General features: G+C 71.7%; 30 protein-coding genes and 1 pseudogene. 15 read left to right on the top strand and 16 right to left on the bottom strand.

Annotated elements, in window-relative coordinates; genetic code table 11:
* Nucleotides 1-83: 83 nt before the first annotated feature.
* The 4 genes from Q8791_RS07225 to Q8791_RS07210 form a co-directional block, all read right to left on the bottom strand.
* Nucleotides 84-1,553: an MFS transporter gene (locus Q8791_RS07225; RefSeq protein ID WP_330090806.1), complete on the bottom strand. Its 1,470-nt coding sequence runs from the start codon at nt 1,551-1,553 to the stop codon at nt 84-86.
* Nucleotides 1,554-1,796: 243 nt separating this feature from the next.
* On the bottom strand, nt 1,797-2,594 hold the full coding sequence (locus tag Q8791_RS07220; protein WP_330090805.1) for a methyltransferase domain-containing protein: 798 nt from the start codon (nt 2,592-2,594) through the stop codon (nt 1,797-1,799).
* A gap of 63 nt (nt 2,595-2,657) precedes the next feature.
* Nucleotides 2,658-3,080: a DUF4180 domain-containing protein gene (locus tag Q8791_RS07215; RefSeq protein WP_330090804.1), complete on the bottom strand. Its 423-nt coding sequence runs from the start codon at nt 3,078-3,080 to the stop codon at nt 2,658-2,660.
* On the bottom strand, nt 3,077-3,520 hold the full coding sequence (locus Q8791_RS07210; RefSeq protein ID WP_330090803.1) for a helix-turn-helix domain-containing protein: 444 nt from the start codon (nt 3,518-3,520) through the stop codon (nt 3,077-3,079). The genes Q8791_RS07215 and Q8791_RS07210 overlap by 4 nt, the downstream gene beginning before the upstream one ends.
* Nucleotides 3,521-3,721: 201 nt before the next feature.
* Here Q8791_RS07210 and Q8791_RS07205 point away from each other — a divergent pair, with 201 nt between their 5' ends.
* Nucleotides 3,722-4,204 carry a VOC family protein gene (locus tag Q8791_RS07205; protein ID WP_330090802.1) on the top strand — a complete coding sequence of 161 codons (483 nt, stop codon included), beginning with the start codon at nt 3,722-3,724 and terminating at the stop codon, nt 4,202-4,204.
* 128 nt (nt 4,205-4,332) lie between these two features.
* Nucleotides 4,333-4,434: pseudogene (locus Q8791_RS07200) on the top strand (IS481 family transposase); the annotation flags it as partial.
* Here the strand turns inward: Q8791_RS07200 and Q8791_RS07195 are convergent.
* Entirely contained in the window at nt 4,431-4,745 is a 315-nt protein-coding gene (locus Q8791_RS07195; RefSeq protein ID WP_330090801.1) for a DUF1330 domain-containing protein, read from the bottom strand. The pseudogene Q8791_RS07200 and the gene Q8791_RS07195 sit on opposite strands and share 4 nt — an antisense overlap.
* 78 nt (nt 4,746-4,823) lie before the next feature.
* Here Q8791_RS07195 and Q8791_RS07190 point away from each other — a divergent pair, with 78 nt between their 5' ends.
* Nucleotides 4,824-5,540, top strand: coding sequence for a TetR/AcrR family transcriptional regulator (locus Q8791_RS07190; RefSeq protein ID WP_330090800.1), 717 nt, complete (start codon nt 4,824-4,826; stop codon nt 5,538-5,540).
* Between the two features lie 88 nt (nt 5,541-5,628).
* Here the strand turns inward: Q8791_RS07190 and Q8791_RS07185 are convergent, their stop codons facing one another.
* Complete coding sequence (locus Q8791_RS07185) at nt 5,629-6,141, bottom strand: DinB family protein (RefSeq protein WP_330090799.1); 513 nt, start codon at nt 6,139-6,141, stop codon at nt 5,629-5,631.
* An 18-nt stretch (nt 6,142-6,159) separates the two neighbouring features.
* The gene (locus Q8791_RS07180) at nt 6,160-6,786 is read right to left on the bottom strand and encodes an SAM-dependent methyltransferase (protein WP_330090798.1); all 627 of its coding nucleotides are present in this window, start codon (nt 6,784-6,786) and stop codon (nt 6,160-6,162) included.
* A gap of 87 nt (nt 6,787-6,873) precedes the next feature.
* On the opposite strand from Q8791_RS07180, the gene Q8791_RS07175 reads away from it, so the two are divergent.
* Nucleotides 6,874-7,464, top strand: coding sequence for an XRE family transcriptional regulator (locus tag Q8791_RS07175; protein WP_330090797.1), 591 nt, complete (start codon nt 6,874-6,876; stop codon nt 7,462-7,464).
* A gap of 166 nt (nt 7,465-7,630) precedes the next feature.
* Here the strand turns inward: Q8791_RS07175 and Q8791_RS07170 are convergent, their stop codons facing one another.
* Nucleotides 7,631-7,939, bottom strand: a complete 309-nt coding sequence (locus tag Q8791_RS07170; RefSeq protein ID WP_330090796.1) for a hypothetical protein — start codon at nt 7,937-7,939, stop codon at nt 7,631-7,633.
* A gap of 446 nt (nt 7,940-8,385) precedes the next feature.
* Nucleotides 8,386-9,141, bottom strand: coding sequence for an SAM-dependent methyltransferase (locus tag Q8791_RS07165; protein ID WP_330090795.1), 756 nt, complete (start codon nt 9,139-9,141; stop codon nt 8,386-8,388).
* A 366-nt stretch (nt 9,142-9,507) separates the two neighbouring features.
* Here Q8791_RS07165 and Q8791_RS07160 point away from each other — a divergent pair, with 366 nt between their 5' ends.
* Nucleotides 9,508-9,951 carry a hypothetical protein gene (locus Q8791_RS07160; RefSeq protein WP_330090794.1) on the top strand — a complete coding sequence of 148 codons (444 nt, stop codon included), beginning with the start codon at nt 9,508-9,510 and terminating at the stop codon, nt 9,949-9,951.
* A gap of 46 nt (nt 9,952-9,997) precedes the next feature.
* Here Q8791_RS07160 and Q8791_RS07155 read toward each other — a convergent pair whose 3' ends face one another.
* The gene (locus Q8791_RS07155) at nt 9,998-10,750 is read right to left on the bottom strand and encodes a (2Fe-2S)-binding protein (protein WP_330090793.1); all 753 of its coding nucleotides are present in this window, start codon (nt 10,748-10,750) and stop codon (nt 9,998-10,000) included.
* Between the two features lie 98 nt (nt 10,751-10,848).
* Between Q8791_RS07155 and Q8791_RS07150 the strand changes: the two genes are divergently transcribed.
* The 3 genes from Q8791_RS07150 to Q8791_RS07140 are packed head-to-tail and all read left to right on the top strand — an operon-like array spanning nt 10,849 to nt 13,972.
* Nucleotides 10,849-12,243 (top strand): sensor histidine kinase, encoded by a 1,395-nt coding sequence (locus Q8791_RS07150; protein ID WP_407941966.1) that lies wholly within the window; start codon nt 10,849-10,851, stop codon nt 12,241-12,243.
* Nucleotides 12,240-12,950: a response regulator transcription factor gene (locus Q8791_RS07145; RefSeq protein WP_330090792.1), complete on the top strand. Its 711-nt coding sequence runs from the start codon at nt 12,240-12,242 to the stop codon at nt 12,948-12,950. The genes Q8791_RS07150 and Q8791_RS07145 overlap by 4 nt, the downstream gene beginning before the upstream one ends.
* Nucleotides 12,951-12,997: 47 nt before the next feature.
* Nucleotides 12,998-13,972, top strand: a complete 975-nt coding sequence (locus tag Q8791_RS07140; protein ID WP_330090791.1) for a DUF4097 family beta strand repeat-containing protein — start codon at nt 12,998-13,000, stop codon at nt 13,970-13,972.
* A gap of 15 nt (nt 13,973-13,987) precedes the next feature.
* Here Q8791_RS07140 and Q8791_RS07135 read toward each other — a convergent pair whose 3' ends face one another.
* On the bottom strand, nt 13,988-14,371 hold the full coding sequence (locus tag Q8791_RS07135; protein WP_330090790.1) for a hypothetical protein: 384 nt from the start codon (nt 14,369-14,371) through the stop codon (nt 13,988-13,990).
* 132 nt (nt 14,372-14,503) lie between these two features.
* Between Q8791_RS07135 and Q8791_RS07130 the strand changes: the two genes are divergently transcribed.
* Entirely contained in the window at nt 14,504-15,520 is a 1,017-nt protein-coding gene (locus Q8791_RS07130) for a Gfo/Idh/MocA family protein (RefSeq protein WP_330090789.1), read from the top strand.
* On the opposite strand, the gene Q8791_RS07125 is transcribed toward Q8791_RS07130, so the two are convergent.
* The 4 genes from Q8791_RS07125 to ddaH form a co-directional block, all read right to left on the bottom strand.
* Nucleotides 15,498-16,418 (bottom strand): GNAT family N-acetyltransferase, encoded by a 921-nt coding sequence (locus tag Q8791_RS07125; protein WP_330090788.1) that lies wholly within the window; start codon nt 16,416-16,418, stop codon nt 15,498-15,500. The two genes, Q8791_RS07130 and Q8791_RS07125, sit on opposite strands and share 23 nt — an antisense overlap.
* Nucleotides 16,419-16,563: 145 nt before the next feature.
* Entirely contained in the window at nt 16,564-17,520 is a 957-nt protein-coding gene (locus Q8791_RS07120; RefSeq protein WP_330090787.1) for a helix-turn-helix transcriptional regulator, read from the bottom strand.
* A gap of 318 nt (nt 17,521-17,838) precedes the next feature.
* The gene (locus Q8791_RS07115) at nt 17,839-18,243 is read right to left on the bottom strand and encodes a RidA family protein (RefSeq protein WP_330090786.1); all 405 of its coding nucleotides are present in this window, start codon (nt 18,241-18,243) and stop codon (nt 17,839-17,841) included.
* Between the two features lie 203 nt (nt 18,244-18,446).
* Nucleotides 18,447-19,238 carry a dimethylargininase gene (gene ddaH / locus Q8791_RS07110; protein ID WP_330090929.1) on the bottom strand — a complete coding sequence of 264 codons (792 nt, stop codon included), beginning with the start codon at nt 19,236-19,238 and terminating at the stop codon, nt 18,447-18,449.
* 136 nt (nt 19,239-19,374) lie between these two features.
* On the opposite strand from ddaH, the gene Q8791_RS07105 reads away from it, so the two are divergent.
* The 5 genes from Q8791_RS07105 to Q8791_RS07085 all read left to right on the top strand — a co-directional run bounded on the left by Q8791_RS07105 (nt 19,375) and on the right by Q8791_RS07085 (nt 24,415).
* Complete coding sequence (locus tag Q8791_RS07105; protein WP_330090785.1) at nt 19,375-20,493, top strand: NAD(P)/FAD-dependent oxidoreductase; 1,119 nt, start codon at nt 19,375-19,377, stop codon at nt 20,491-20,493.
* A gap of 562 nt (nt 20,494-21,055) precedes the next feature.
* Entirely contained in the window at nt 21,056-21,370 is a 315-nt protein-coding gene (locus Q8791_RS07100) for a hypothetical protein (RefSeq protein ID WP_330090784.1), read from the top strand.
* Between the two features lie 52 nt (nt 21,371-21,422).
* A complete protein-coding gene (locus Q8791_RS07095) occupies nt 21,423-22,328 on the top strand; it encodes an NADP-dependent oxidoreductase (RefSeq protein WP_330090783.1) in 906 nt (301 codons plus the stop codon).
* A gap of 51 nt (nt 22,329-22,379) precedes the next feature.
* Nucleotides 22,380-23,102: an alpha/beta fold hydrolase gene (locus Q8791_RS07090; RefSeq protein ID WP_174546726.1), complete on the top strand. Its 723-nt coding sequence runs from the start codon at nt 22,380-22,382 to the stop codon at nt 23,100-23,102.
* 170 nt (nt 23,103-23,272) lie between these two features.
* Nucleotides 23,273-24,415: a Gfo/Idh/MocA family protein gene (locus Q8791_RS07085; protein WP_330090782.1), complete on the top strand. Its 1,143-nt coding sequence runs from the start codon at nt 23,273-23,275 to the stop codon at nt 24,413-24,415.
* A gap of 64 nt (nt 24,416-24,479) precedes the next feature.
* On the opposite strand, the gene Q8791_RS07080 is transcribed toward Q8791_RS07085, so the two are convergent.
* Entirely contained in the window at nt 24,480-24,701 is a 222-nt protein-coding gene (locus tag Q8791_RS07080) for a hypothetical protein (protein WP_330090781.1), read from the bottom strand.
* A 38-nt stretch (nt 24,702-24,739) separates the two neighbouring features.
* Between Q8791_RS07080 and Q8791_RS07075 the strand changes: the two genes are divergently transcribed.
* Nucleotides 24,740-25,036, top strand: coding sequence for a hypothetical protein (locus tag Q8791_RS07075; RefSeq protein ID WP_330090780.1), 297 nt, complete (start codon nt 24,740-24,742; stop codon nt 25,034-25,036).
* Nucleotides 25,037-25,090 lie beyond the last annotated feature (54 nt).

Raw genomic sequence — 25,090 nt, 5'->3', positions numbered from 1 at the left:
CCGCGGCGACGCGGTGCCCGCCTCGTGCGATCGCGCCCTCGGGGCCGACGCTCGTGCGACGGCCCCGGGGGCGGCATCTCCTGTCAGGCGCGGAGGGTCCGCCAGGCGGACAGGGCGACGCCCGCCGCGGCGGTGAGAACGCCGACGGTCGCCCAGGTGAAGGCGGCCCGGTACCCCTCGACGGAGGCGGTGGCGTCACCGGGCGTACCGGCAGCGACGGCCGCGCCGACGAGGACGGCCATACCAGTGGCACCGCCGAGCTGGTCGACCGAGCGCTGGACGCCGGAGGCGACGCCCGCGTCCGCCTCGGTCACCCCGTGCAGGGCGGCGTTCTGGAGGGCGATCAGGCCGATGCCCATGCCCGCCCCGACCAGCAGCATGCCGGGCATGGCGTCGGTCCACAGGTCGCCGTCGACCGGCAGCCGCGACAGCCAGGCAGTACCCGCCGCGGCCGACAGCAGGCCGGCGATGGCGGCGCCGGAGAGCCCGATCGCGCCGATGACCCGGCTCACCAGGGCCGCCGAGAGCAGGATCGCCGCGCAGAACGGCACGTACGCCAGCCCCGCCCGGAGCGGGCCCATCCCCAGCACCTCCTGGAGGTAGAGGGTCACCAGGAGGAACGAGGTCGACAGTGCCGCGCTGAGCAGCACCGTCGCCGCGTTGGCGACCAGCCTGGTCCGGTCGGCGAAGAAGGACAGGGGCACCAGCGGGTTGCTCGACCTGGCCTCCACCAGGACGAACAGCCCCAGAGCCACGACTCCTCCGAGGACCGGGGCGAAGACCTGCGGTTCCGCCCAGGGGCGCTCCGCCGCCTGCAGCACCCCGTAGACCAGGGCGAGGGGGCCGGTGGTCAGCAGCACCGCACCGAGGAGGTCGGGGCGGCGCCGGACGGACGCGGACACGGCACTGTGAGCGGAGTCCCCGCGAGATCCGCCGCCGACCCGGTCGGGCTCCACCAGGAGCGGGACCACGACCAGGACCACGGCCACCACGGGAAGGTTGACCAGGAAGATCCACCGCCAGTCCAGCAGTTCGGTGATCACGCCCGACAGGAGAACCCCGCCGACCAGGCCCGTACTGGAGATCGCACCCCAGATGCCGAGCGCCTTGGCGCGCTCCCGGGGGCCGGGGAACAGCATGGCGATCAGTGACATCGCCGCCGGGGAGGCGAGCGCTTCGCCCGCTCCCTGCCCGAAGCGCGCGGCCAGGAGCCACGGCAGGTCCGGCGCCGCTCCGGCCACGAGCGAGGCGGCGCCGAACAGGGCGGCGCCCAGCAGCAGCATGCGCCGTCGGCCGAGCAGGTCGCAGATCCTGCCGCCGAGCAGGAGGAGGCCGCCGCCGACCAGCGTGTACCCGGCGACGACCCAGGTCAGCCCCTGTGGACCGGCGCCAAGGTCCGCACCGATGGAGGGGAGGGCGATGTTGACGACCGTGACGTCGACGGCGATGAGGAACTGCAGCATCGACACGGCTGCCAGTGCCCACCAGCGGCGGGCACGGGTGGAACGCTCCTGGCGGCCGGGGCGCGCTTCAGGAGTACGGAACGAGTTCATGCGTGATGGCCGATCGGGTCGGGCCCGCATCGAGGCGGGCCGAGAACGGGAAGGAGACCGTTCCGCCCGCGCGGTACGCCGAACAGGCCCCGGCGGTCCTCCCAGGACACGGCGGGGCGTACGGCGGGCGCGGACGCCCGCCTACTCGGTTACTGCGACTGCCATCATGGGCCGCAGTCTAGGGCCGGGCGCCTGCTCGGCGCATGGGGTTTTCGCGGCCCGTCCCGGAGGGGGCGCGGGCGGTCAGGCCCGGCACAGGATCGCCCCGCGCGGGACCACGAACACCCCGTCGGGGTCCTGGCTCCACGCGGTCCACCCCTTCGAGATGCTCTCCAGTTCCTCCCGGGTGGCGTGTCCCTCGGCGACGGCCTGGCGGCCCATGTCGGACTCCAGGATGCGCCGGGCCCACATACCGCCCCACCAGGCGCGGCGGTCGGGGTCGGAGTGGCTCCACACCTCGGCCACGTAGGTGACGTCGGTGAATCCGGCCTCGTGGGCCCAGGCCACCATGTGGCGGCCGGCGTCGGGTTCGCCGCCGTTCCCACGGGCGATGCGCTGGTACAGGTTCATCCAGGCGTCCAGCTCGGGCAGGCGCGGGTGCCAGTACATCCCCGAATAGTCGGAGTCGCAGGCGGCCACGGTCCCGCCGGGCCCGGCCACCCTGCGCATCTCCGACAGTGCCCGGACCGGATCGGCGACGTGCTGGAGGACCTGGTGGGCGTGGACGACGTCGAAGGAGTCGTCGGGCAGGTCCAGGCGGTGGACGTCGGCCACCCGGAACACGATGTTGTCGGCTCCCGCTTCCTCGGCCGCCGCACGGGCGAGGTCGACCGCCTCGGGAGAGGCGTCCACCGCGGTGACCGGGCCCGGGGCGACGCGTCGGGCGAGGTCGACGGTGATGCTGCCCGGTCCGCAGCCCACGTCCAGCAGGGAACGGCCGGGCGTCATCCGGTCGAGCGCGTAGGCGCAGGAGTTCTCCGCGTTGCGCCAGAGGTAGGAGTCGGTGACCGACGGGTGCTGGCCGTGGGTGTAACGCGTCATGGATCGCCCTCTCACCGGGTCGCCGATATCTGCCGAGGAGTGCGACCCTACACCGATCGTCTCTTACAGTGATACGCCATTCTCAGGATTTGAGACGCGACGGATGTTGTGTGAGGCCAGGCGGGTCTTAAGCTCCTCCATATCGGAGGCGAACCACAGGCTCCGGCCGCGGTTGCTCTCCCTGACCAGGTCCCGCAGGGCGGTACTCGCCGCCACGTGCGCGGAGACGTCGCCGACGACGGCGAGGCCCATCCGGTAGTTGGCGAACTTCTGGGCCACCGCCCCCGCGAGCCCGGTCCGCAGGGTGAAGAAGTCCCCGTCGAGGCGTCCCACGGGCACGGCCACCCACGAGGCGCCGCGGTAGGACGCGTTCCCGATGAGGTCGATCGCCTCGGCCTCGCCGCTCAGGGGCGGCCCGTCGGCCGCGCACACCATGACCTGGGCGCCGCCCATCTCCTGCACGACATCCGTCATCGAACCGCTCACTCTCTCTCCTCGTCCACCAGAAGGCCGATGAGTTCCAGGACCGCCGCCGTTCCGGCGAGGTCGCCCAGGACGACGACCTTCAGGCTCGCGCGCGCCGGGTCGTGGACGGTCTGGACGTGGACCCGCGCCGCGCCACCCGGCGCCCCGGCCAGGGAGGCCGAGATCAGGTTGGTCAGACGCGAGGCGTCGTCGGGACCGATCCCGTCGACCCGCACGACCGTGGACGCCTCGGCGGTGCGACCGCCGCCCGCAGCCTCGGGCGCCTCCGGCCCCGGGAGCGGTCCGCCGGTGAACTCCTCCAGGTCCTGGCGCCGGACGCGGTACTGCTTGCCGATCCGGGTCGCCCTGAGGCGGCCGTCGCGGATGTAGGCGCGTACCGTCTTGACGTGCAGGTCCAGGAGTTCGGCCACCTGGTCCACCGAGTAGTACTGCTGATCCAACGCCCACTCCTCATCGGGACTCTGGAAACTCCTCTATGCATCCCTGACATTACCTTGCAAAAGAGTACTTTAAAGCAATACAGAGGAACTTGGGTGCGGATCGAAAAATGTGCGGGCCGCCCGATGAGTTGCTCCGCCCGGCCGGGTCGGTACGTGTAGGAAGGACGCCAGGAACCGCGTCACGTGCCGAGAGGACGACCGATGAGCACGCTGAACAAGATCACCCCCTGCCTGTGGTTCGACACCCAGGCGGAGGAGGCCGCGAACTTCTACGTCGGGCTGTTCGAGAACTCCCGGGTCCTGAGGACGCGCCACTTCGGGCCCGGGGGTCCCCGGCCCGCGGACATGGTGCTCACCGTGGACTTCGAGATCGACGGCCAGCAGATCACCGCTCTGAACGGCGGCCCCGAGTTCACGTTCTCCGAGGCCGTCTCGCTCCAGGTCAGCTGCGACAGCCAGGAGGAGTCCGACCACTTCTGGAACAAGCTCGGCGAGGGGGGCGAGGAGGTCCAGTGCGGCTGGCTCCGGGACCGGTACGGCTTCTCGTGGCAGGTCTTCCCCGCCGAGCTCGACGACCTCATCGACGACCCCGACCCCGTCCGCGCCGAGCGCGCCATGCGGTCGATGCTCTCGATGGTGCGGATCGACCTGTCCGAGATCCGGCGGGCCATGGACCAGCCCTGAGAGGGGCCGGGAAGGGGCTGGGCCGACGCCCGGCCCCGGACCCACGCGGTGCCGTCCACGCCGAGGACGGAGTACGGGGCGCCGCGGCCGCCCGCCCCTAGCGGTCCGAGGCCGAAAAGCGGGAGGCGTTCACCGGATGGCTGGACCACTACAATCACCACCGGTTCCACACCGCCATAGGCGACCCTCCCGCCTCCCGCGTCACCAACCTCTCAGGTCAGTACACCTAGGCCGGGAGGGGGGAGCCCTCGGGAGGCGCGCCCTCGAAGAACGACAGCTGCACTCGGATCGCGTCCGCGCGAATCTCCCTGGCCCTGCGGTACTCGGCCGAGTCGTACCACTCCCGGATCCGCGCCATGGTGGGGAACTCGATGACCACGAGCCGTGCGAAGTCCCAGCCGCCTTCGACCGGCTCGGCCGTCGGCCCCGCGACCAGATAACGACCGCCGTAGCTGAGGACGGACGGCTGGGCCACGGCGGCGTAGGCCCACGCGGCTTCCTCGTCGAGCACGTCGACTCCGACAATGACATAGGCGGCCATGAGCACCCCTGATTCCTTTGGACACGGCGTATACTTATGATCTGGTGAATACTAACGCACTCCTGTAACCTGGCCCGCATGGGCAACAGCGAGGGCGCACCCGCCGCGATGAGCCGCAGGGAACGACTGCGGGCGGAGACGAGCCAGGAGATCAGGACCATCGCCCTGCGGCAGATGGCCGAGGAGGGTCCGGGATCGATATCGCTCCGCGGCATCGCCCGCGAGATGCGGATGACCCCGCGCGCGATCTACAGCTATTTCCCGACCCGGGACGACCTGGTCACGGCGCTGATCGACGAAATCTCCGACTCCCTCGCGGAAGCGGTGGAAACCGCCGACGCCGGTGTGCCCGAGTCCGATACCGGCGGCAGGCTGATGGCTTGGGGGCAGGCCCTGAGGGAATGGGCACTGGCCAACCCGGAGGGCTTCCGGCTCTTCTACGGCAGCCCCGTCCCCGGTTACCGTCCCCCCGAAGGCGGGCCGGTGGACCAGACGGCGCGCAGGGTGTGCCGCAACCTCACCGGGCTGGTGGCCGCCGCCTGGCCGCGGGCCCGACACCACCAGCCCGAGGACACCGCGTGGTCCGACCTGCACCCGGACTACGTCGCGAAGATCCGGAAGGACCTCCCTGACGCGCCCCCGGCCGCGGCTGCCCTCGCCCTGCGCGTCTGGGGCCGGATGCACGGGCTGGTGGCCCTGGAGATCGACGGCCATATCCGACCGGTCTCGAACAACCCGGCCGCCCTGTACCACGCGGAGATGCTCGACCTGGTCAGGTCGCTGAGCCTGGACTAGGCACCCCCTCCTGGCACCTGCTGCGGTGCCGGGTGGTCCTCGACGCCGGGTCCTGGCCGCTTGCTCCACGGCCCCGGACGGTGCGGGGTCAGCGCCCGGTCGCTCCGTCGACCAGTTCACGGAGGATGTCGGCGTGGCCGGCGTGGCGGCCGGTCTCCTCGATCAGGTGGACGAGTGCCCAGCGCGCGCTGGGGCCGGGGCGGTCCTCCCGCGGCCGGGGGACCGGTGCGCCGAGGTCGGCGCACCCGTCGAGGACCTCGTTCGCACGCTCGACCGTCTCCCGGTAGCGGGCGACGACATCGGCCGAGCTGTCAGCGGGCGCGGCCCGGAACGTCGCCTGCCAGTCGGGCACCCCTTCCCCGAGGAACGTCGCGCGCTCGACGAAGGTCAGGTGGCTGAGCAGGCCGAGCAGGTTCGTGCCGGAGGGCACTCCGGCTGTTCGGACCTGCGGTTCGGGGGCGCCGTCGACCTTCGCGGCGATCGAGGCCCGGAGGTAGTCGAGGAACGCGCGCAGGACCTCGGCCTCGCTGCCTCCGGTCCGGGGCGGCGGGGTGTCCCCGCGGTGGGAGGGGGTGGGCACGGTGGTCTCCTTCGTCGGCATGCTGCTCTCGGCTCCGGATCAGGCGGTGCGGCGGATGAGCAGGACGTGGTCGGTGACCTCGGCGGTGCTCCCGTCGGGGCCGGTCGCGATCCGGCGGGGTGCGTCGGCCCGCTCGACCGTCCACGTCGCCGGATCCAGACCGATGTCCGCGGCGAGCTCCTGCGGGGTCGGGTACCGGACGTCCGGATCCTGGTTCCACGACCACGGCGCGGTCGAGCCGTGGTCGACGACCAGCAGCAGTCCGCCCGGGCGCAGTGCGTGCGCGGCCCCGCGCAGGACGGCTGCCCGGTCCAGGTCGAAGGAGGTGTGGAGGTAGTGGGCGCAGATCAGGTCGAACCGGCCACGCGGGAAGGACGTGTGCAGGTCGTGCTGCTCGGTGGCGACCAGGTCTCCCAGGCCGTGTGAGCTGGCGAGGCCGGCGACCCGCTCGACCGCCACGGCCGAGATGTCGACGGTGGTGACGTGCCACCCCTGGCGGGCGAGCCACAGCGCGTCGCCGCCGTCGCCGCATCCGAGGTCCAGCACGTGACCGGGCGGCAGGCCCGTGACCGTCTCGGTGAGACGGGCGTTCGGCCGGGGGTCGGTCGCCGCAGGCCGGTCCGCGTGGACGCCGTCCCAGAATGTGACCGCATCGGTGGTGCTCATCGGGGCTCCTTCTGTCGGAAGGGGCTCAGTCTCTCCGGGGCCACCACGATCCGGCACGAAAACTTGCGGTTCTGGCAAGATGGGCTCGTGGATCGCGAAACTGAGGACGTACTCGACGAGGTGGGCCGGCGGCTGCGGGCACTGCGCCGCGCCCGGGGCATCACCCTCGCCGACCTCGCTGTGACGACCGGGGTGTCGGAGAGCACCCTTTCCCGGTTGGAGAGCGGTCAGCGCAGGGCGACCCTGGAGTTGCTCCTGCCGCTGGCCCGTACCTACGACGTCCCGTTGGACGACCTCGTCGGCGCACCGCGCACGGGCGACCCCCGGATCCACCTGAAGCCGATCCGGCGGTTCGGGATGGTCTTCGTTCCGCTGTCCAGGCGTCCGGGCGGCATGCAGGCGTTCAAGATGATCATCCCCGCTCGGCGGAGCCCGCTCGAACCGACCCCGCAGACCCACGACGGCTTCGAGTGGCTGTACGTGCTCAACGGCCGCCTGCGGCTCGTGCTCGGCGAACGCGACCTGACGCTGGCGCCCGGTGAGGCAGCCGAGTTCGACACGTCCCTGCCGCACTGGCTCGGCAGCGCCGACGGCGGCGTGGTCGAGCTCCTCATCCTGTTCGGCCTGCAGGGGGAGCGTGCGCACGTGCGCGCCGGCCCCGCGTCCACGTCCCGCTGACCGGACACGGGCGGGCCCGCTCCGGACCGCGATACGGGCCGGGGCACGACGTGGTCGGCGGTCTTCCCCCGGGGGACGCCCGCCCCCGGAACGAACGGCCCGTGCCGAGGTCTCCGGGGCGGGAGACCACGGCACGGGCCGGTGCTCGTACTCGGGAGGGAGCGGATCAGCGCGTGACCGCTCCGTCCTCCTCGGAGTCGTGGTCCAGACCCAGCACGGCCAGCAGCTGGGCCAGGTCCTCGGGGTCCGCCGCGTGGGTGTAGACCGCGCGGCGGGCGTGGTCGGCCTCGCCCTCACCGGTGGCGAAGCGCCGGGCGTTCATGCCCTCAGCCGTCACGAACCGGCCTTCGGGGCTGTCCGGGGTCACCCACTGGCGCTGCTCGGCGACACTCCAGGTCTGCCAGAGGTGTTCTCCGGTGATGACCCTGCCGGTGGCGTCGGCCGAGTTCAGGAGCCTGAGGAGCGCGGGGTTCATGAGTTCTCCAGTGGTGTGAGAGCGGGTTCGATGATGTGGCCGCGGACTGCCTCGAGAGGGCGCGCCGTCACCGTTCGACCGGTGGGCTGGTGCGGTTGTGGTCGCTGCGTGGGGTGCTCCGGGATCGGTGGTGCCACGTGGGGCGCCCGGGAACGGGCCGCCGATGGTGGTGTGCACGGGGTCTTCTCCCACCAGTATCGCACTCCGCCCCCGCCGCCACCGCCCCTGGACGACCCGGATGTCGCGCGGTCCCATTCCGTTCACGGGGCGGCCCCCGTCGACACTCCGGAGGGCGGACGGTCGACGGGGTCCGCCCCCGGGCGGGCGCCGGGTCGCGGGGCCTCGAAGGCCGGTGCCCGGGGCGCCGTGGGCTCCCGATCCCGGGCCGCGCGCGGTTGTCCCGCGTCCCCGGGGCGAGGCCGAGCGGTGGCCGACGGGAAGCGCGCCTACACGCGGATGAGGGTCAGGTAGGCGAACCCGATCGTCTCCCGGGTGCCGCGGATCCGGAACTCCCGGTGCCGATCGGCCCTGGAGCGGATCTCGCCGGCGTCGGGGGAGTCCGGGTTCTCCAGCAGCCAGTCCTCCCACCCCTGGGCGTGTCGGGACTCGAAATCGTCCCATTCCTCCAGGCTCGCCTGGGACAGCGCCCGGAGCCGGAACCCGTGGGAGAGGGCGAGGTCCACCAGGTCGCGGATCGACCGGTACCGGGCGAGCGGGATGTCCCGCATGACCTCCAGCTCCTCGACGGTCGGTTCGCGCAGCCAGAAGCCCTCGCCGAACAGGAGTCGGCCGCCGGGCTCCAGCAGGTCGCCGGCCGCCTCCAGGGCGTTCGCGGTGTGCACGACCGGATCGCCGCCCCACACGTGGGACGCCCCGTTGTTCACCACGACGTCCGCGTGGGTTCCGGACCACTCGCCGACGTCGCCCACCACCAGTTCGACGCGGTCGCCCAGGCCTCGGGCCTCGGCGAGTTCCAGGCCGTGCCGGACGGAGTCCTCACCCAGGTCGATCCCGAACCCGGTCGCGGTCGGCTCCGACTCCAGGGTGCGCAGCAGGAACTCCGCCCAGCCGCAGCCGATGTCGACGACCCGGCGCCCGCCCAGGGGGCCGAGCGTCCGGATCAGCCGCGCCGCGTGGGCGTCGGAGAGCGGCCCGTTGAAGTCGCAGTCGCGGTACAAGGGGGAAAGTGCGGGAGTGACCATCAGGGCAGGATGCCCGAACGGCCCCGGGGAGGCCACTGTATTTCTCCCGGACGCGCACTCGGCGGCCCGCCCAGCCCGGTGTCCGGCTGGCCCGGGAGGCAGTCGTGTGCCTCGCGCAGGGGCGCGCCGGTGAGGGGGCGACCACCGCGTCGAGGAACCGGACCGGGGCTCGGACCCGCACGTCGCAGACTTGCGTCGACCGGACGAGTCCGTCGTCCGGGCCGTGGATCCCCCGGTACGCACCTTCGGGTTCGCGTGCGCGCACGCCCGCCCCCTCCGTGTCGAGGGGATGCGCCCGGAACGTGTTCCGGTCCCGTCCCGGCGCGCTGGACGCGCTCCCGGGGGACGGGCCGGTTAGCGTGGACCATGGCCGTTTCACAGCAGAGCATCGAGGCCCACCTTCGCGCCTACGGCGCCGCCCAGGCCACTCTGGACGCCGAGCGCACGGCGTCGCTGTGGGGGCTTCCCGGCATGATCCTCGGGGACGACTTCGTCGGGGCGCTGGACTCCCGGGAGGAGATGGCCCGGGGGCTGCGTGGAGGACACCCGCTGTTGCGGCGGTTGGGGCTGGCCCGGGTCGCCCACGAGCTGGTGGAGCGCGTGGACCTGACCGACAGGCTGGTGCGCGTGCGCGTGAGGTGGCTGTTCTTCGACACGGTGGGGGACCTCCTCACGGACGGGCTGTACGAGTACCTGCTGCGCGAGGACGCCGAGGGACTGCGCGTCTACGTCGCCATCCCCCTGGACGAGCGGGAGAAGATGGCCGACCTGCTCCGCCGCAAGGGCATCGACCCCGCCGAGGCGGGCTGAGAGGGACGTCCGGGTCGGCCCGCGGGCGGCCCCCGCCGCGCGGAGGTCAGGAGCGCAGAGCGCAGTCGCCGCAGAAGCCGCCGCCCGGCAGCCGGTAGTACAGACAGCAGGTGGTGCGACGGAACACCCCCGCCCCCGTGGCGTCCACCCCCGTGTACCCGCCGGTCCCGGCCAGGGACGGGCGCGCCAACAGGTCCCCTGCCAGGGCCTCGGCCTGCGGGCGCCGCTCGGGGCGGTCGGCGCCCAGGGAGCGCACGGCTCCGGCCAGAGCCGAGGCGGTGTTGCCCCGCAGCAGCCCCGGCGCCACCCGGCCGGGCCCGGCCAGGGCCCTCTCGATCCCCGCCAGCGCACCGAGGACCACCGTCTCCTCGACCAGGTCGGCGACCCGGGCGATCCCGCCGGTCACCGTGGCGGCGGTCTCCTGCGGGGTGCGCAGTACCAGCGGCCCGTCCCGGCGGGGGTCCCACCGGAACTCCGCCGCGTCGAGCAGCACGCCGTGGCAGAGCGCCGCCGCCAGCACCGGGGACAGGAGCCGCGTCGCCATCCCCTGCTGGAAGAGCGATGCCGCCACCCTCCACTCCACCGTCCCGCCGGGGCCGCCCGACAGCGCGGCCAGTTGTGCGCGCACACGCTCCACCTCGGCCGACAGCACCGTCCGGGCGGTCTCGTCCGTCCCGCCGCCGGCCGCGGGCACGAAGACCCAGCCCGGCCCCGGGGGCTCACCCTCCAGCGCGAACAGCGGGTTGACCCGGCCGACGTCCTCCAGGACCGGCCGGACCGGGACACGGGCGCCTTCCACGCGTCCTCCTCTCCTCCGGGCGGTAGTGCCAGCACCACCCGCACTCCACGTGCTGCTGGCCTCGTACCCCCACGGCCGGGATCCCTAGATTTGGTGGGGTGACCGGTCAGAGCACTCACGGAGGCGGACGGGGCAGGCGGGGCCTGCTGCCCGTCCTCGCCGGGCTGCCCCGTGTCACAGAAGCCTACGGGCCCACCTGGCGGGCGCGCCTGGTGGAGGTCCTGCACCTGATGACCTCCCTCGCGCTGGCCCTGTTCTACCTGGTGCCCGCGTGCATGCTCGTCGTGTCCGCCACCTGGGTCGGCTTCGCGGTCACCCTGCCCTGGCGGCCCGAGGCGGTCGACCGCAGCGTCGGGGCGCTCGTCATGGACGTACTCGTGTTCCTGGTCGTCTTCCCGGCCGTCGCCGCCCTGCTGGCCCGCCTGGCCTGCCGGATCCAGCGCGAGCGCCTGGACGCGGTGTTCGGGATCGTGGAGACCAGCCCGCCCGACCCCCTCTCCGGTGACGGGCCGGCGGTCCGCGCCTGGAGGTTCCTGTTCGGGCGCGACTCCTGGTCGATGGTCGTCTACAGCACCGCCGCGGGGCTCCACGGCCTCCTCGCCGGGGGAGTCGTGATGGTCCTCGTGGTGTGCGGTGGCGCGGCGGCCGTCGGCGCCCTGTTCGGGATCGTGTTCGTCCTGGTCCAGGGCAGCCTCGACGACCTCGTCGGACCGCTCACACTGGTCGTCGTCGGTCCGCTCGCGGCCCTCGTCGGGTTGCGGCTGACCACCTCCCTGGTCGCCACCGAGGTCCTGTTGCACCGGATGCTCCTCTTCGAGGCCCCCGAGGTGCGTATCCGACGCCGTCTCGTCCACGTCCAGGACAGCCGGTTGCGCATGGTCGACGCGGCCGAGGCCGAGCGGCGCCGCATCGAACGCGACCTGCACGACGGCGCCCAGCAGCGCCTGCTCGCCCTCACCATGACCCTCACCCGCGCCCGTTCCCGCGTCACCGCTGACCCGCAGAAGGCCCTCGAGCTGATCACGGAGGCCCAGAGGGAGTCCCGCGAGGTGATGGACGAGCTGCGCCAGGTCGCGCGGGGCCTTCACCCCAGGGTCCTCACCGACCACGGGCTGGGAGCGGCGCTACCGGTGGCCGCGGGACGTGCGCCCGTTCCCGTCCGGGTGGACGTGGAGCTGGAGGACCGTCCCTCGCCGCGTGCCGAGGGGGTCGCCTACTACGTGGCGTGCGAGGCGCTGAACAACGTCGCCAAGCACGCCCGGGCCTCGCGGGTCACCGTGGCCGCCGAGCGGGTGGCGGTCTCCGCCCGCCCGACCGCGGACCTGCTGCGGCTCAGCGTCACCGACGACGGGGTCGGCGGGGCGGACCCCGAGGCGGGCACGGGCCTGTACGGCCTGTGGGACCGTGTGGACGCGGTCGACGGCGTCCTGACCGTCCACAGCCCCGCCGGTGAGGGCACCGTCCTGACCGCCGACATCCCCTGGGAGGCATGACCGTGTACAGCGGTGCGAACGCGGAGCGGGCCCCGGCGCCGGAGAGGGGGCCGCGGGTGATCATCGCCGAGGACTCGGTCCTCCTGCGCCGCGGCATGGCCCGGCTGCTGGAGGACGAGGGCGTGGAGGTCGTCGCCCAGGTCGGCGACGCCGACGCGCTCCTGCGCGCGGTGGAGGACCACCCCGACGTGGACCTGTGCCTGGTCGACATCCGGATGCCGCCCACCTTCTCCGAGGAGGGCATCCAGGCGGGCGTCACGATCCGGCGGACCCACCCGGAGGTGGCGGTGCTGCTCCTCTCCCAGCACGTGGTGAGCCGCTACGCCGCCGACCTGCTGGGTAGCGGGTCGAGCAAGGTCGGTTACCTGCTCAAGGACCGGGTCGCCGACATCGACGAGTTCCTGGCGGTGCTGCGCAGGGTCGCCGACGGCGGCGCCGCCATCGACCCCGAGGTGGTGTCACAACTGCTCAGCCGACACAGGGACAGCGCGATGGACCGGCTCACCCCCCGTGAGTCCGAGGTGCTGGAGGTGATGGCCCAGGGGTTGAACAACGCGGGGATCGCCTCACGGCTGACCGTCACCGAACGCGCCGTGGAGAAGCACATCCGCTCCATCTTCACCAAGCTCGACCTCGGACAGGACGACCACGACCACCGCAGGGTCCAGGCCGTACTGCACTACCTGCGCGGCACCGACCGCACCTGACCGCACCGACAACCCAGGGGGCGCGAGCCCACCCGGAAGGGAAGACAGTGACTTTCAAGGCACGGGGACTGTACGCCTCGTCGAGCAAGGAGCCCCGCCGCAGGTTCCGCGTGGGCCCGTGGCTCGTCATCGGCGGCGTGCTCGTGGTGATCATCGTGGCGGCGACCTCGTTCTCCGTCCTCGGCAACGTGGGCATGGACCGGGGCGACCGCAGCGACTCCTACGCCGGGATCAGGAGCCTGGACGTCGAGAACCGCACGGGCGGCGGCGTCACCCTCACCAGCGGCGGCGACGAGGTCCTGGTGGAGCGCACCCTGCGCGGCACCCCCCTCACCGAACCCCGGGACCGGGCCGAGGCGGACGGCGACAGCCTCGACGTGGAGGCCGCCTGCCAGGGGGTCCTGTTCTTCGGGGGGTGCGTCGTCGACTACGAGATCACCGTGCCCGAGGGGACCGAGGTGAACGTGGAGACCATCAGCGGCAGGATCAGCGCCGAGAACCTCGACGGCGAGCTGGAACTGTCCACCACCAGCGGCGAGGTGGAGGTGTCCGGCAACGTCGGCGGCGTGGTCGTGGAGACCACCAGCGGGCGGATCACCCTGGACGGGGTGGAGGGCTCGGTGGAGGCCGAGACCACCAGCGGCGAGATCAGCGCGTCGGGTTCCGGCGAGCGGTTGGAGGCGTCCTCCACGTCCGGGCGGGTGGACGTGTCCGGTTTCGAGGCCGAGACCGTCACGGCCGAGTCCACGAGCGGTGACGTGTCGGTGGGCGGCGGATTCACGACGGCGGAGGCCTCCACGGTCTCCGGGCGGATCGAGGTCACCACCCGGGACGCGTTCGGGACGCTGACCCTGGAGAGCACCAGCGGCAGCATCGACGTGCGGGTCCCCCGGGGGGCCTACGACGTCACCGGGGATTCCACGTCGGGGTCGCGGGACGTGGACGTGGACGTGGAGAGCGGGGCAGGGGCCCGCATCGACGCCAACACCGTCAGCGGCTCCCTCAGCGTCGAGCCGAACTGATCGGGCGGCGCTCCCTCAGCGTCGCTCGAAGCGCAGCGCCGCCCAGTCCGAGTCGATCGGCTCCTGGGCGGTGCGGTGCCACCCCGCGTCCACGAGGACGTCCCAGCCCTTGTCCGCGGTCAGGTCGGTGATGATGGTGCCGCCGCGCTGGGGGAAGCACACCCACAGGCGGGTTCGCGGACCCACCTCGGCGAGCAGGCGGGGGGTCTCCCGGTCCACGGTCCCCTTGTCCAGGGCGAACAGGTGGACGTCGTCGTAGGCGGCTCCCTCGATGGGGCCCAGGTCGATGTGGATGTCGAGGGGCGGCTCCAGGAGCCGTAGGTAGCGTTCGGGGGCGTTGAGGACGAGCAGCCGGTCGCCGGGCTGCACCCCCAGTCTCCGTGCGAGCGTCTCCGACATGTCCTCCTCCGTTCGTGGCCTGGCGGGCGCGCTCGCCCGTCTTCCAGGCCCCCACCGTACGGTTCCGGGACGCGGAATCCGAGGACCTTCCCCGCCTCGCCTCCGAGATGACCCTGTTTTTAGGATGAGCCCATGACAGATGAGAACGGTGGGCTGCGCTGGGGCGTGGTCGGCACCGGCGGTATCGCACACTCCTTCCTCGAAGGGCTCCGGGCCACCCCCTCGGCCACCGTCACCGCGGTCGGTTCCCGCACACGGGAACGGGCGGACGAGTTCGCGGACGTGTGGGACGTCCCGGAGCGCCACGGCAGCTACGAGGCGCTGGCCCAGAGCCCGAACGTGGACGCGGTGTACGTGGCCACCCCCCACCCCTGGCACCACCCCAACACCCTGACGTGCCTGAACGCGGGCAAGCACGTGCTGGTCGAGAAGCCCATGGCGATGAACGCCCTCCAGGTGTCGGAGATGGTCGCTGCGGCGCGCGCGAACGACCGCTTCCTCATGGAGGCGATGTGGACGCGCTACCTTCCCGTCTCCCGCCTGGTCCGCGAACTGGTGGACGACGGGGCGATCGGCGAGGTGTGCTGGCTGTCCGCGGAGTTCGGCAGCAACGTCCCCTACGACCCCGACCACCGGATCTTCAACGCGGCTCTGGGCGGCGGCGCGCTGCTCGACCTGGGCGTCTATCCGCTCGCCTTCGCCTCCTCGTACCTGGGCGAGCTGACGGTCGTGGGAGCCACCCGGCAACTGTCCCCCGACCGCATGGTGGACACCCACACGACCGTGCTCGTGCGCGGCGGGTCCGGAGCCACCGGCTCCCTGTCCTGTTCCTCGCGCACCACTCTCCCCAACCGGGCGGTGCTGGCCGGGTCGAAGGGCCGGCTGGAGATCCCGAACTTCTGGGCTGCGACCACCGCGGTGCTGCACCGCGACGGCCGCGAACCGGAGGAGTTCCACCGCCCCTTCCGCGCCAACGGCTACGAGTACGAGGCCGAGGAGGTCGCCAGGTGCGTGGCCGCGGGGGAGCGGGAGAGTCCGGACATGACGTGGGCGGAGAGCCTGAGCCTTGCACGGCTCACCGACCAGATCCGTGACGTCGGGGGACTGGTGTACAGCCCGGCCAACGTCAAGGCCGTCCCCCTGGGATGAGTCCGGCCGCGCCCGCTCCGGTGGGCGCGGCCCTGCCCGGCGGTTCGCAGGGGGCGGCCCCGCGCACGGGCCGGCCGCCGACCGCGGGCATGCTCCGGGCCCGCGCCCTGAGGACCTGGCCCGCCGTGATCCTGGCGAGGTCGGGGGCGCTCACGCGTCCGACGACGAGGACGGCGTCCTTGGGCCCCACCTCGTGGTCGAAGTAGTCGTCGAGCTGTGCGTGGCCGCTGCGCGGACGGACGCCGTAGATGTCGCCGTCGAACATGCGGTAGGCGTCGCGGACCAGCAGTGTGTCGGGGTCGAACCGGGGGCCGTCGCCCAGCCACTCCGCGGCCTCTCCTGCGATGCGCCGGACCAGTGCGGGGAGGGGCCGGTGCTCGTGGGGGTGGACGCGTGTGGTGCCCAGGCACTTGCGCCACCCCGCGTAGACGGCCGGGTGGCGGGTGCGCAGGACGACGTAGGTGCGGCGCAGCGGGTGGGAGAGGACCTCCCGCGCCAGGAAGTGGGTCATCAGGGTGGTGGAGAGGCCGAACCGGCGGTGGGCGGGGACCACGCCCGCGGCGTCCAGGTACAGGGCACGGCGCGAGGCGAACCTGCGACGGTGGTAGCCGCCCCAGCCGACGGGGACGCCGTCGGGCCCGAGGATGAGCGCGAGTGTGGAGATCTGGTCGAAGAACCCGGCGTCGACGCGGGCTCGCCAGTAGCCGGAGTGGTCGGCGCCGAAGGCGCGGGCCGCCAGTCCCCGCAGGGTCAGGTGGAGCCGTTCGCGGCAGTCGGGCGAGAGCGAGGCGGGGGAGTCCCAGCGGGCGACCCGGTAGTCGGTCCCCAGCGGGCGGATGGTGGGCGGTGCGCTGAGATCGCGCAGGTCGGGGCAGTGGAGTCGGGTTGGAGCGGGCACGTACACCCTACTTTCGTTACTCTTCGGAGGTAAATGACTCCTTAACGTAGTGGTTCTGGGGCGCGTGCGGGCGCACTTCGCGCATTCGGGGTGTCCGGCCGTGACGTCGGACGCCCCCACCGGGCCTCAGCGCCCGCTCCGAGTGTCAGTCCGAGGCCGCGCGGTTGAGCCGGACGGCCAGGGCGGCCATCTCCGCGCGCAGCTCGTCGGGTTCCTCCACCTCCATGTCGACGTCGAGCATGGCCAGGTAGCAGGCCATGAGCCGGAACGAGTCGCCGGCGCACACGAGCACGCACGAGTACGCGTCCGCGGGCTCGATCCGTCCGTAGTTCCCGATGCCCCTGCGGGTGGCCTCCTCGGCGGAGACGGCCAGCCTGATCCGGGCCTGGTGGGGCCACATGTGCACGTTCATCCGCTCCGCCAGGTAGGCGGCCACCCCCTGTTCGGGCGGCTCGCGCGGCGGCACACGGGGGCCGGTCGGCGTGAGCGGGCGCATCCGGTCGGCCCGGAAGGTCCGCCAGTCCTCGCGGGCGGTGTCCCAGGCCACCAGGTACCAGCGCCGCCCCTGGGAGACCAGCCTGTGGGGTTCGACGATCCTCCGCGAGACCGTCCCGTCATGGCGCTCGTAGTCGAAGCGCAACCGCTCGCTGTCCCTGCAGGCGGACGCCACCAGGGTCAGGACGTCGGAGTCGACCGTGGGCCCCGAGCCGGGCATGGGGACGGTGAAGGTTCCGAGTGCGTCCACCCTGCGGCGCAGCCGCGAGGGCAGCACCTGAAGCAGCTTGGCCAGGGCGCGCACGGACGTCTCCTCGATCCCCGACACCCCGCCCTGCGCGGCGGTGCGCAGCCCCACGGCGACGGCCACGGCCTCGTCGTCGTCCAACAGCAGAGGTGGCAGGGCGGCGCCCGCTCCCAGCTGGTATCCGCCGCCGGTGCCCATGGTCGCCAGGATCGGGTAACCCAGTTCGCGAAGCCGGTCCACGTCCCGGCGCACGGTGCGCGGGCTCACGTCCAGGCGGTCGGCCAGGTCGGCCCCCGGCCAGTCCTTGCGGGTCTGGAGAAGGGACAACAGGCGCAGCAGCCGCGCAGAGGTCGCTTTCATGCCCGCAGTCTGCCAGGAGTCCAGGACAGTCCCGGTCCTGGACTGCGGGGGTTCCACCTGCAGGGTTCGTCGACCGATCCGTCCGGCCGCCGGGGGTCGCGGTCGGTCACGGCGCCGCGGCGAGGACCGGGCCCGGCCGCCGCCCGACAAGCGCGGAAGCACGGCGGCCCGGACCCGAGGTGTGCGTTGCGGGACCGGGCCGCCGTCGTCCGGGGGCCGGTCGGGGTCGTGCGGCCGGCGGCGACCGCCGACCACGAGGGGGGCTCGGCGCCGGATCCTCGTCGCTGGTGCCCCGACCCGCACCCCCGGATCCGCGGCTCACTCGGCGGTGACCGCGATCGCCTCCACCTCGACGAGCTGGTCGTCGTAGCCGAGCGCCGCCACACCGAGCAGGGTGCTGGGCGCGTCGTGCTCGCCCATGTGGCCGCGCACCACCTCCCATGCCGCGACCAGGTCCTCCTGCCGTGCGGACGCCACGTACACCGTCGTGCGGACGACGTCGGTGAGGTCGGCCCCGGCGTCGTTCAGGGCGGTGCGCAGGTTGCGCATGACCTGGTGCGCCTGGCCCGCGTAGTCGCCCACGGCGACGGTCCCGCCGTCGTCGTCCAGGGGGCACGCGCCCGCCGTCCACACCACCCTGGCCGGTGTGCTCGCCGTGGCCGCGTACGCGTAGTCCACGTGCTCGGTCAGGGTCTGGCTGCGGATCAGCCTCACTGCGCTCATCGTGCTCCCGTGCAGTCGTTCGTCCGTGTGCACCGGACAACGGACGGCGCCGCACCGCGGTTTCCGGGTCCGCTCACGGCAGAACGGCCCGGGTCCGCCGGGCCGTCGTGTCCGCCGCAGCGCCGAGGCCGAGAACACCGTCGTCGGACGGACCGACGTGGAGGACCGGGGTGTGGAGGACAAGAGCGTGGAGGACGGCGCTCTCAGCCGCCCTCTCCCTGGTCCGGGATCAGGACGCTCAGGCAGGTCACGCACGCCTCCAGCTTCTCGAACTCCGAGATGTCCACCGGCAGCACCTTCCACCCCTCGGCTGCCAGCTCGTGGATGGTCTCGTGTGCGGCGGCGCTGACCAGCACCTCGCGTCCGCCCAGCGGCAGCACGTGCGCGCCCGGCTCCTCCGGGGGGCGGCGGATCGGCGGCAGGGCACCGGTGTCGACCAGGTCGGGGAGGCCGATCAGGGAGCCGTCCGGCAGGGCGGTCACCGCCGACTTCAGGTGCAGCGCGCGGCCCAGTTCGACCTTGGTGACCTCGCGCCCCAAGGGTTTGAGCAGCTGCTCGAGCTGGGCGGCGCCGTCGGCGTTGGTGCGCCCGCCCACCCCCACGTAGACGGTCGGCCCCACCTGGAGCACGTCGCCCCCGTCCAGTGTCCCGGGAGCCTCGATCCGGGCCACGTCCAGCCCCAGCAGGCGCACCGACGCCTCGACCCCGTCGACCTCGCCCCGGCGGACGTCGGCGCCGGAGCGGGTCAGGACCGCCAGGTTCTCGCACACCACCACCGGGTCCTCAACGAACACCGAGTCGGGCAGGTCCGGAGCCTTCTCGACCTCGTGCACCCGCCACCCGGCCGAGGCGACGGCCTCCTGGTAGATCGTGTACTGGCGTGCGGCCAGGACCGGGTCCACAGGGACGCGCGGGATATGGGTGACAATGCCCTGTGCCAGGTCAGGGCTGGGCCGGCGCATCAGGGCGACCCCGTAGTAGGTGTAGCCGTCCACGTACACGTCCTCCAGGGGATCAGGGGTCGGACTTTCGAGAGAGCACAACCTATCGCGCACCCTTACCCCTTTCCCGGTCACGGCACGCGGGTACATCGGCTTGTTCCGCGGGGGCCGGTCGGGGCAGGGTGGGGTCATGGACGTGATCGTTGTCGGTGGCGGGATCGTGGGAACGAGCGCGGCGTTCCACCTGACCAAGAAGGGTGTGTCCACCGCGCTCGTGGACGGCTCGCACCTGGGGCAGGCGACCGCGGCGGGGACGGGCATCATCTTCCCCTGGCCGTTCCCGTGGGACGCCGCACCGGTGCGGGACTTCAAGGCCCGCGCCTCGGAGCACTACCCCCTGCTGATGGCCGAGCTGTCCGAGGACGGCCACGCCCCCGGCTACGAGGTGGTCGGCGGGATGTCGGTGGACCTGGAGGGGGACGACTCCGGATTCGACCTGATGCGCACCCTGTCCGAGCTCCCGGAGTTCGCGACGATGGGGCGTGTGGAGCGGCTGGCGCCGGGGGAGCCGACCTCCCGCTTCCCCCTGGTGCCCGAGTCCTACGGCGGTGTGCACATCGAGGGCATGGCCAGGCTCAACGGCTGGGCTGCGCGTTCGGCCCTGTACAACGCGGCCGAGGAGCGGGGGCTGCACTACTTCAAGGGCGACTCGCGCCTGCTCTGGAACGGTCGGCGGGTCACCGGCGTGCGGGTGGGCGCCGACGACCTGGAGGCTCCCGTGGTGATCGTCGCGGCCGGCGCGTGGTCGGCGGGGCTGCTCGCGGCTACCGGGGTGGACCTTCCGGTGCACCCCGTGCGCGGCCAGGCGACCCACTTCGCGCTTCCCGGCCGGGACACCCGGTCGTGGCCGGTGGTGCGGTTCGGAGAACGCGACTACTTCGTGTCGGCTTTCGGCCCGGACCGGGTGGTCACCGGGGGCACGCGGGAGCCCGAGGCCGGGTTCGACCGGCGGGTGACGGCCTCGGGGCTGCTGCACAACCTCACGACGGCGCTGGAGGTGCTGCCCGGCCTGGCGGACGCGACGGTCGTGGAGACCCGGGTGGGGTTCCGGCCGGGCACGCACGACGGGCAGCAGTTGCTCGGCCCGGTGGAGCGGCTTCCGGGCGTCCTCGTGGCGACGGGCCTGGGCGGCGAGGGACTGACCTTCGGCCCCTACCAGGGCGTGGTCGCGGCCCGGTTGGCGATGGGGGAGGACCCGGGGCTCGACCTGGCCGCCTTCCGCCCCGACCGGTCGATGAACCCGGCCTGACCGGCGTATCCGGTCTGTCCAGGCCTCGGACCTGAGGCCGGCCTCCACCCGGGGGCGAACAAGGTGAGCCGGAAAGGGTCGACGGGGTCTTGCGTCGGGGGCCGGTCGGTTCCGGCGTCCCGGAACTCGGCGAACCCGGCCACCCGGAGCACGATGGTTGACCAGGCGGGTGGGCGTCCTGCGGCGCGGGTCCCACCGCCGCCGACATCTGGACGGGTGCTTCCATAAACGTCGGCGAGGTCTACGCCAGCCTGGCCCGCGACATCACGAACGGCACCCACCACACCCCGGGTTTCCAGCACGCCGCCCACAACAGCCGTCTCATCGCCCGAGTCGAACAAGCCGCCCGGACCGGCGTCCGGCAGTGACGCCACCGCACCTCGCGGCACCGTGCATTACTGCCGTGACGGATACGGCGACCGATCCGCGGGCACGGGCGGCCGACATAGGTTAGGACCCGCTGAAGGGTTCCTGAGGCCCACCCCCCTATCAGGGAGTCGTTGATGATTTCAGTCCCTCGTCACCATGGCCCTCGCGGCGCTTCGCGGCAGGCTCACGGCGTATGACCACCTCCGCGCGCGCCGCTGTTCTCGAAGCGCAGGACGGGCCCTTCGAATTCCGCGACATCGTGACCGGCACCGGCTGGAACAGGATCTTCGTCGGTACCGAGAACTGGATCAGCTCCATGGCGAACTACACCACCCGCCACGTCCTCGAGAAGGAGACGAGCGACGGCCGGCTCTGGTGGGAACGGCTGGCAGGAGCCACCACCCAGACCAAGTACCACGCGTACACCGTGCTGGAATCGATCCGCCTCGAACGGCCCCGGCCCGACTACCGCCTGCGGGGCGAGAATCCTCCGGTCTTCCTGACCTGACACCGTTCTGAACGGTGCGAGCAAATGACCCTTGTATATGAGAAGGATCATCATGAAAGCCGCCGTCATCACCTCGTTCGGCGAACCCTCCGTGTTGCGGGTTGCGGAGGCTCCGCGACCTGTGCCGGGTCCGGGTCAAGTACTGGTGCGGGTTCACGCCGCCGGTGTGAACCCGGCGGAGATCCTGGCACGCGCCGGAGCGTTCCGCCTGCGTGCTCCCGCCATCATCGGATTCGAGTTCGCCGGCGTCGTCGAGGCGGTCGGCCCGGGCGTCGACGAGGGCGTGGTCGGCGACCGCGTCGCCGGGTGGCCGGACTCCGCCACCCAGGGCTCCTACGCCGAGTACACGGTCAGCAGCAACTTCGCGACGATCCCCGACGGCGTTTCCTTCGAGGAGGCCGCGGCTACTGTCATCGGCGCCGACAACGCGGCGAGGGCTCTCGGGCTTCTGAACATTCGCCCGGGTAATACGCTCGTGGTCACCGGCGCGAGCGGTGCTCTGGGCGGCGCCGCCGTGCAGTTCGCGCGACAGCGCGGTGTGACGGTGATCGGCGTCGCCGGGACTGCCAACGCCGACTTCGTCAGGAGTCTCGGAGCGACCTCTGTCGCCCACGGCCCGGGCCTGGTCGATCGCATCCGTGCCGCCGCTCCGGGCGGGGTCGACGCCGCGCTCGACACCGCCGGCAAGGGGCTCCTTCCCGCCCTCGTCGATCTTCTCGGCGGCCCCGACCGGATCGTGACGCTCGCCGACCGCGATGCCGCACAATACGGCGTCGCATTCAGCCCCGGGGGCAGCGGGAACCGCGACCGCGGCCCTGTCCAGGAAGCCCTGAATCTGATCGCCGCCGGCGCATGGACCGCACGCATCGGCCGGAGCTTCCCACTCGACGAGGCCGCGGACGCTCATCGCCTCGTCGCCACGGGCCACACCCACGGCAAAGTCATCCTCCTTCCCTGACTCGGCCGACCGGCCATTCAACCACGACAACAAACAATTGGATAATCCAAAATGCCTGCAGTCCTCGTCCATGGTGTACCTGATACCCACCGGCTTTGGGACACCGTCCGTTCCCATCTTCAACGCGAAGATATTGTGACGATCGATCTTCCCGGGTTTGGCGTACCCCTACCAGCGGGATTCACGTCGACGAAAGAAGAGTATCTCGATTGGCTTATTAAGAAAATCGAAGAAATCGGCGAACCCGTCGACCTGGTCGGTCATGATTGGGGGTCTCTGCTCACGGGCCGTCTCGCTTCTATCCGACCAGATCTGGTGCGGACATGGACAGGCATCAGCGGACCAATCGATCCGGAGTATCCGTGGCACTATCTTGCCAAGATCTGGCAAACGCCAGGCGAGGGCGAGCAATGGATGGCGGACCTCGACCTCGAGGCGTTCGCAGCAAGCCTCAACGAGGCACAGATGCCGCGCGACGCGGCAAACGAATCGGTCCGGCATCTCGATGCCACTATGAGAGCAAGCATTCTCGCCCTTTACCGTTCGGCGATCGAGGTCGGGGCGGAGTGGAAGCCAGGTTTGAGCAACGTGACCGCACCAGCGTTAGTGATCTGGGGCCTGGACGATCCGTTTCTTCCTCACCGCTTCGCCGACGAGCTCGGTAATGCCACACGCGCACGTGCCGTCTTCAAGCTGCGCAGCTCGCACTGGCCGATGATAGAGCGTCCGGCCGATGTCGCGCGCGAACTCGAGGCCCACTGGGCTCACGTGTAAAACCTGCGCTTGGGTCACTCGGGCTCAAACCCCGCGGCCGCTACGCGAACGGCAATAATTGCTCGCTCGCCATGGTGAGCCCGAGTGCCCACGCATTTGTCCGGAAACGAATCATCGTGACGCAGCCCGGAGAGAGCGTTGCCGGGGCTGCACACGGCAGGAGCATCCTAATGAAGAATTCAGCAAATACCCGGATCGGCGTCGGCCTTATCGGGGCTAGTGCCGATCGGGGTTGGGGCGGAATTGCTCACGTCCCGGCGCTGCAGGCGCTCGACGCGTTCCAGATCCGCGCCGTCGGTACGACTCGTATGGAGAGCGCGAACGCGACCGCTCGTCGACTGGGCACCGATCTCGCCTTCGACACACATGAGGCTCTGGTCGTGCGACCAGAGGTCGACCTGGTGGTGGTTGCGGTCAAGGTGCCGGAGCACAAGCAGATTGTTTCCGACGCGCTGGCCGCGGGCAAGATGGTTTATTGCGAATGGCCGCTCGCAAGAAACCTATCGGAGGCCGAAGCGCTGGAGGGGTTTGCCCGCGAGCGACGGCTGCGGACGGTTGTCGGGTTGCAGGGCGGCCTGCACCCGCCGATCCTCTTCCTTCGCGACCTCATCGCGCAAGGCGTGATTGGCAAGCCGCTCAGCACGAGCATCCGAGCGCATTTGACCGACGACATGTGGGTCGGCCGATATGACCCGCCGGTCGAGTACATGGCTCACGCAAAGCATGGCGCCACGCTTCTGAGCATCATGCTCGGCCACGGGCTCGAACCGCTTGCGCGCGTGCTCGGCACGTTCGAGAGTCTGTCCGCCGTCGTCACCAATCAGCGCGGTGACGGCGTCCGCCTCTCCGATGGCGCGTCGCTGCCGAAGGACGCGCCGGATGAGATCGTCGTCGCCGGCGTTCTCGAAGGCGGGATCGTCACTTCGCTGCACTACAGTGCCGGGCAGTCTGCCGGCTCGGCGATGGTATGGGAGATCCAGGGCACCGAGGGCAGTGTGCGTGTGGAGTCGGCGTCGGGCTACATCCATTTCACCGATTTCACCGTCACGCTGCGCCGCGGCAGCGAGCCTGTCCAAGTGCTGCAGGTCCCCCCCGCTTATGCGGCTCCCGACCTGCAACTCGACGCACCCGCAGCGGGGGTCGCCCGCCTCTACGCCCAGTTCGCCGCCGACCTCCGCGACGGAACCGCCGATGCGCCGGATTTCGCGGTCGCACTCGATCGCCACCGGGTACTCGAGGCGATCACACGGGCCGCTGAAACAGGTCATCGGCAGCATCTGTCCCGCCCCGACCGAATGAACTCCAATCTTTGAACCCGGGAGAGGCACTGCCGCAGGACCCGAGGAGATGGCGATCCGCGAGCTAACCCTGACTTGATCACGGGGAGGTGGTGGCCAAGCGCATCCCGCACCCGGTGCGCGCCGAACCGGGCGCCCTGCTCCAGATCCCCGACCAGGCCCGCTTCTCCGAGCTGGAGCGGCTGCGCACCGAACCCGACCGGGTCTCCAGCCCCGGCCTGGTCCAGGCGCTGGACCGCACCAGCCAGATCGCCGGGATCGGCGCCGGGAAAGTGCAGGTGGACGACGTCCCCCAGGTCAAGCTGGAGACGCTGGCCCGACCGCCGGGAGGCCACGCTGTTGGCCACCGTCCGCCACCTGGAGACCGCATCGGTGGACGAGGCCCTGGACGTGCTCATCCACACCCCGCAGGCCACCGGCAGTCGGGTGGTCTCGCTGTCGGAGGTGTGGAACGCCATCGAGGAGGTGGTGCCGCGCGAGAAGTTGATGGAGACGGTCAAGACCATCACCCAGCGGACGCTGGCCAACCACATCCGCGACCTCGGTATCCCGGCCCAGGCCGCACGAACCGCGGCTCTGCGGCAACTCGTCCCCAGGCGCCCGCCCCGTCATCGCCCGCTCGCTGGGCTTCCTTGACGTGACCACCACCCGGATCGCCGCCGACGCGGGTGGCCCCTGGAACCGCTACGC

Origin of the sequence: Nocardiopsis codii (genome assembly GCF_036327455.1) — a bacterium.
Taxonomy (GTDB): domain Bacteria; phylum Actinomycetota; class Actinomycetes; order Streptosporangiales; family Streptosporangiaceae; genus Nocardiopsis; species Nocardiopsis codii.
This window is presented reverse-complemented; position numbering and strand designations above follow the sequence as displayed.

Bases quoted from the DNA above. Each gene is read 5' to 3' on its own strand.
- Q8791_RS07115 (WP_330090786.1), bottom strand. From the start codon at position 18,243: ATGAGCGCAGTGAGGCTGATCCGCAGCCAGACCCTGACCGAGCACGTG.
- Q8791_RS07190 (WP_330090800.1), top strand. From the start codon at position 4,824: ATGGGCAACAGCGAGGGCGCACCCGCCGCGATGAGCCGCAGGGAACGA.
- Q8791_RS07180 (WP_330090798.1), bottom strand. From the start codon at position 6,786: ATGAGCACCACCGATGCGGTCACATTCTGGGACGGCGTCCACGCGGAC.
- Q8791_RS07205 (WP_330090802.1), top strand. From the start codon at position 3,722: ATGAGCACGCTGAACAAGATCACCCCCTGCCTGTGGTTCGACACCCAG.
- Q8791_RS07225 (WP_330090806.1), bottom strand. From the start codon at position 1,553: ATGAACTCGTTCCGTACTCCTGAAGCGCGCCCCGGCCGCCAGGAGCGT.
- Q8791_RS07170 (WP_330090796.1), bottom strand. From the start codon at position 7,939: ATGAACCCCGCGCTCCTCAGGCTCCTGAACTCGGCCGACGCCACCGGC.
- Q8791_RS07085 (WP_330090782.1), top strand. From the start codon at position 23,273: ATGAAGAATTCAGCAAATACCCGGATCGGCGTCGGCCTTATCGGGGCT.
- Q8791_RS07185 (WP_330090799.1), bottom strand. From the start codon at position 6,141: ATGCCGACGAAGGAGACCACCGTGCCCACCCCCTCCCACCGCGGGGAC.
- Q8791_RS07165 (WP_330090795.1), bottom strand. From the start codon at position 9,141: ATGGTCACTCCCGCACTTTCCCCCTTGTACCGCGACTGCGACTTCAAC.
- Q8791_RS07135 (WP_330090790.1), bottom strand. From the start codon at position 14,371: ATGTCGGAGACGCTCGCACGGAGACTGGGGGTGCAGCCCGGCGACCGG.
- Q8791_RS07095 (WP_330090783.1), top strand. From the start codon at position 21,423: ATGAAAGCCGCCGTCATCACCTCGTTCGGCGAACCCTCCGTGTTGCGG.
- Q8791_RS07120 (WP_330090787.1), bottom strand. From the start codon at position 17,520: ATGAAAGCGACCTCTGCGCGGCTGCTGCGCCTGTTGTCCCTTCTCCAG.
- Q8791_RS07220 (WP_330090805.1), bottom strand. From the start codon at position 2,594: ATGACGCGTTACACCCACGGCCAGCACCCGTCGGTCACCGACTCCTAC.
- Q8791_RS07145 (WP_330090792.1), top strand. From the start codon at position 12,240: ATGACCGTGTACAGCGGTGCGAACGCGGAGCGGGCCCCGGCGCCGGAG.
- Q8791_RS07130 (WP_330090789.1), top strand. From the start codon at position 14,504: ATGACAGATGAGAACGGTGGGCTGCGCTGGGGCGTGGTCGGCACCGGC.
- Q8791_RS07090 (WP_174546726.1), top strand. From the start codon at position 22,380: ATGCCTGCAGTCCTCGTCCATGGTGTACCTGATACCCACCGGCTTTGG.
- Q8791_RS07105 (WP_330090785.1), top strand. From the start codon at position 19,375: ATGGACGTGATCGTTGTCGGTGGCGGGATCGTGGGAACGAGCGCGGCG.
- Q8791_RS07195 (WP_330090801.1), bottom strand. From the start codon at position 4,745: ATGGCCGCCTATGTCATTGTCGGAGTCGACGTGCTCGACGAGGAAGCC.
- Q8791_RS07160 (WP_330090794.1), top strand. From the start codon at position 9,508: ATGGCCGTTTCACAGCAGAGCATCGAGGCCCACCTTCGCGCCTACGGC.
- Q8791_RS07100 (WP_330090784.1), top strand. From the start codon at position 21,056: ATGACCACCTCCGCGCGCGCCGCTGTTCTCGAAGCGCAGGACGGGCCC.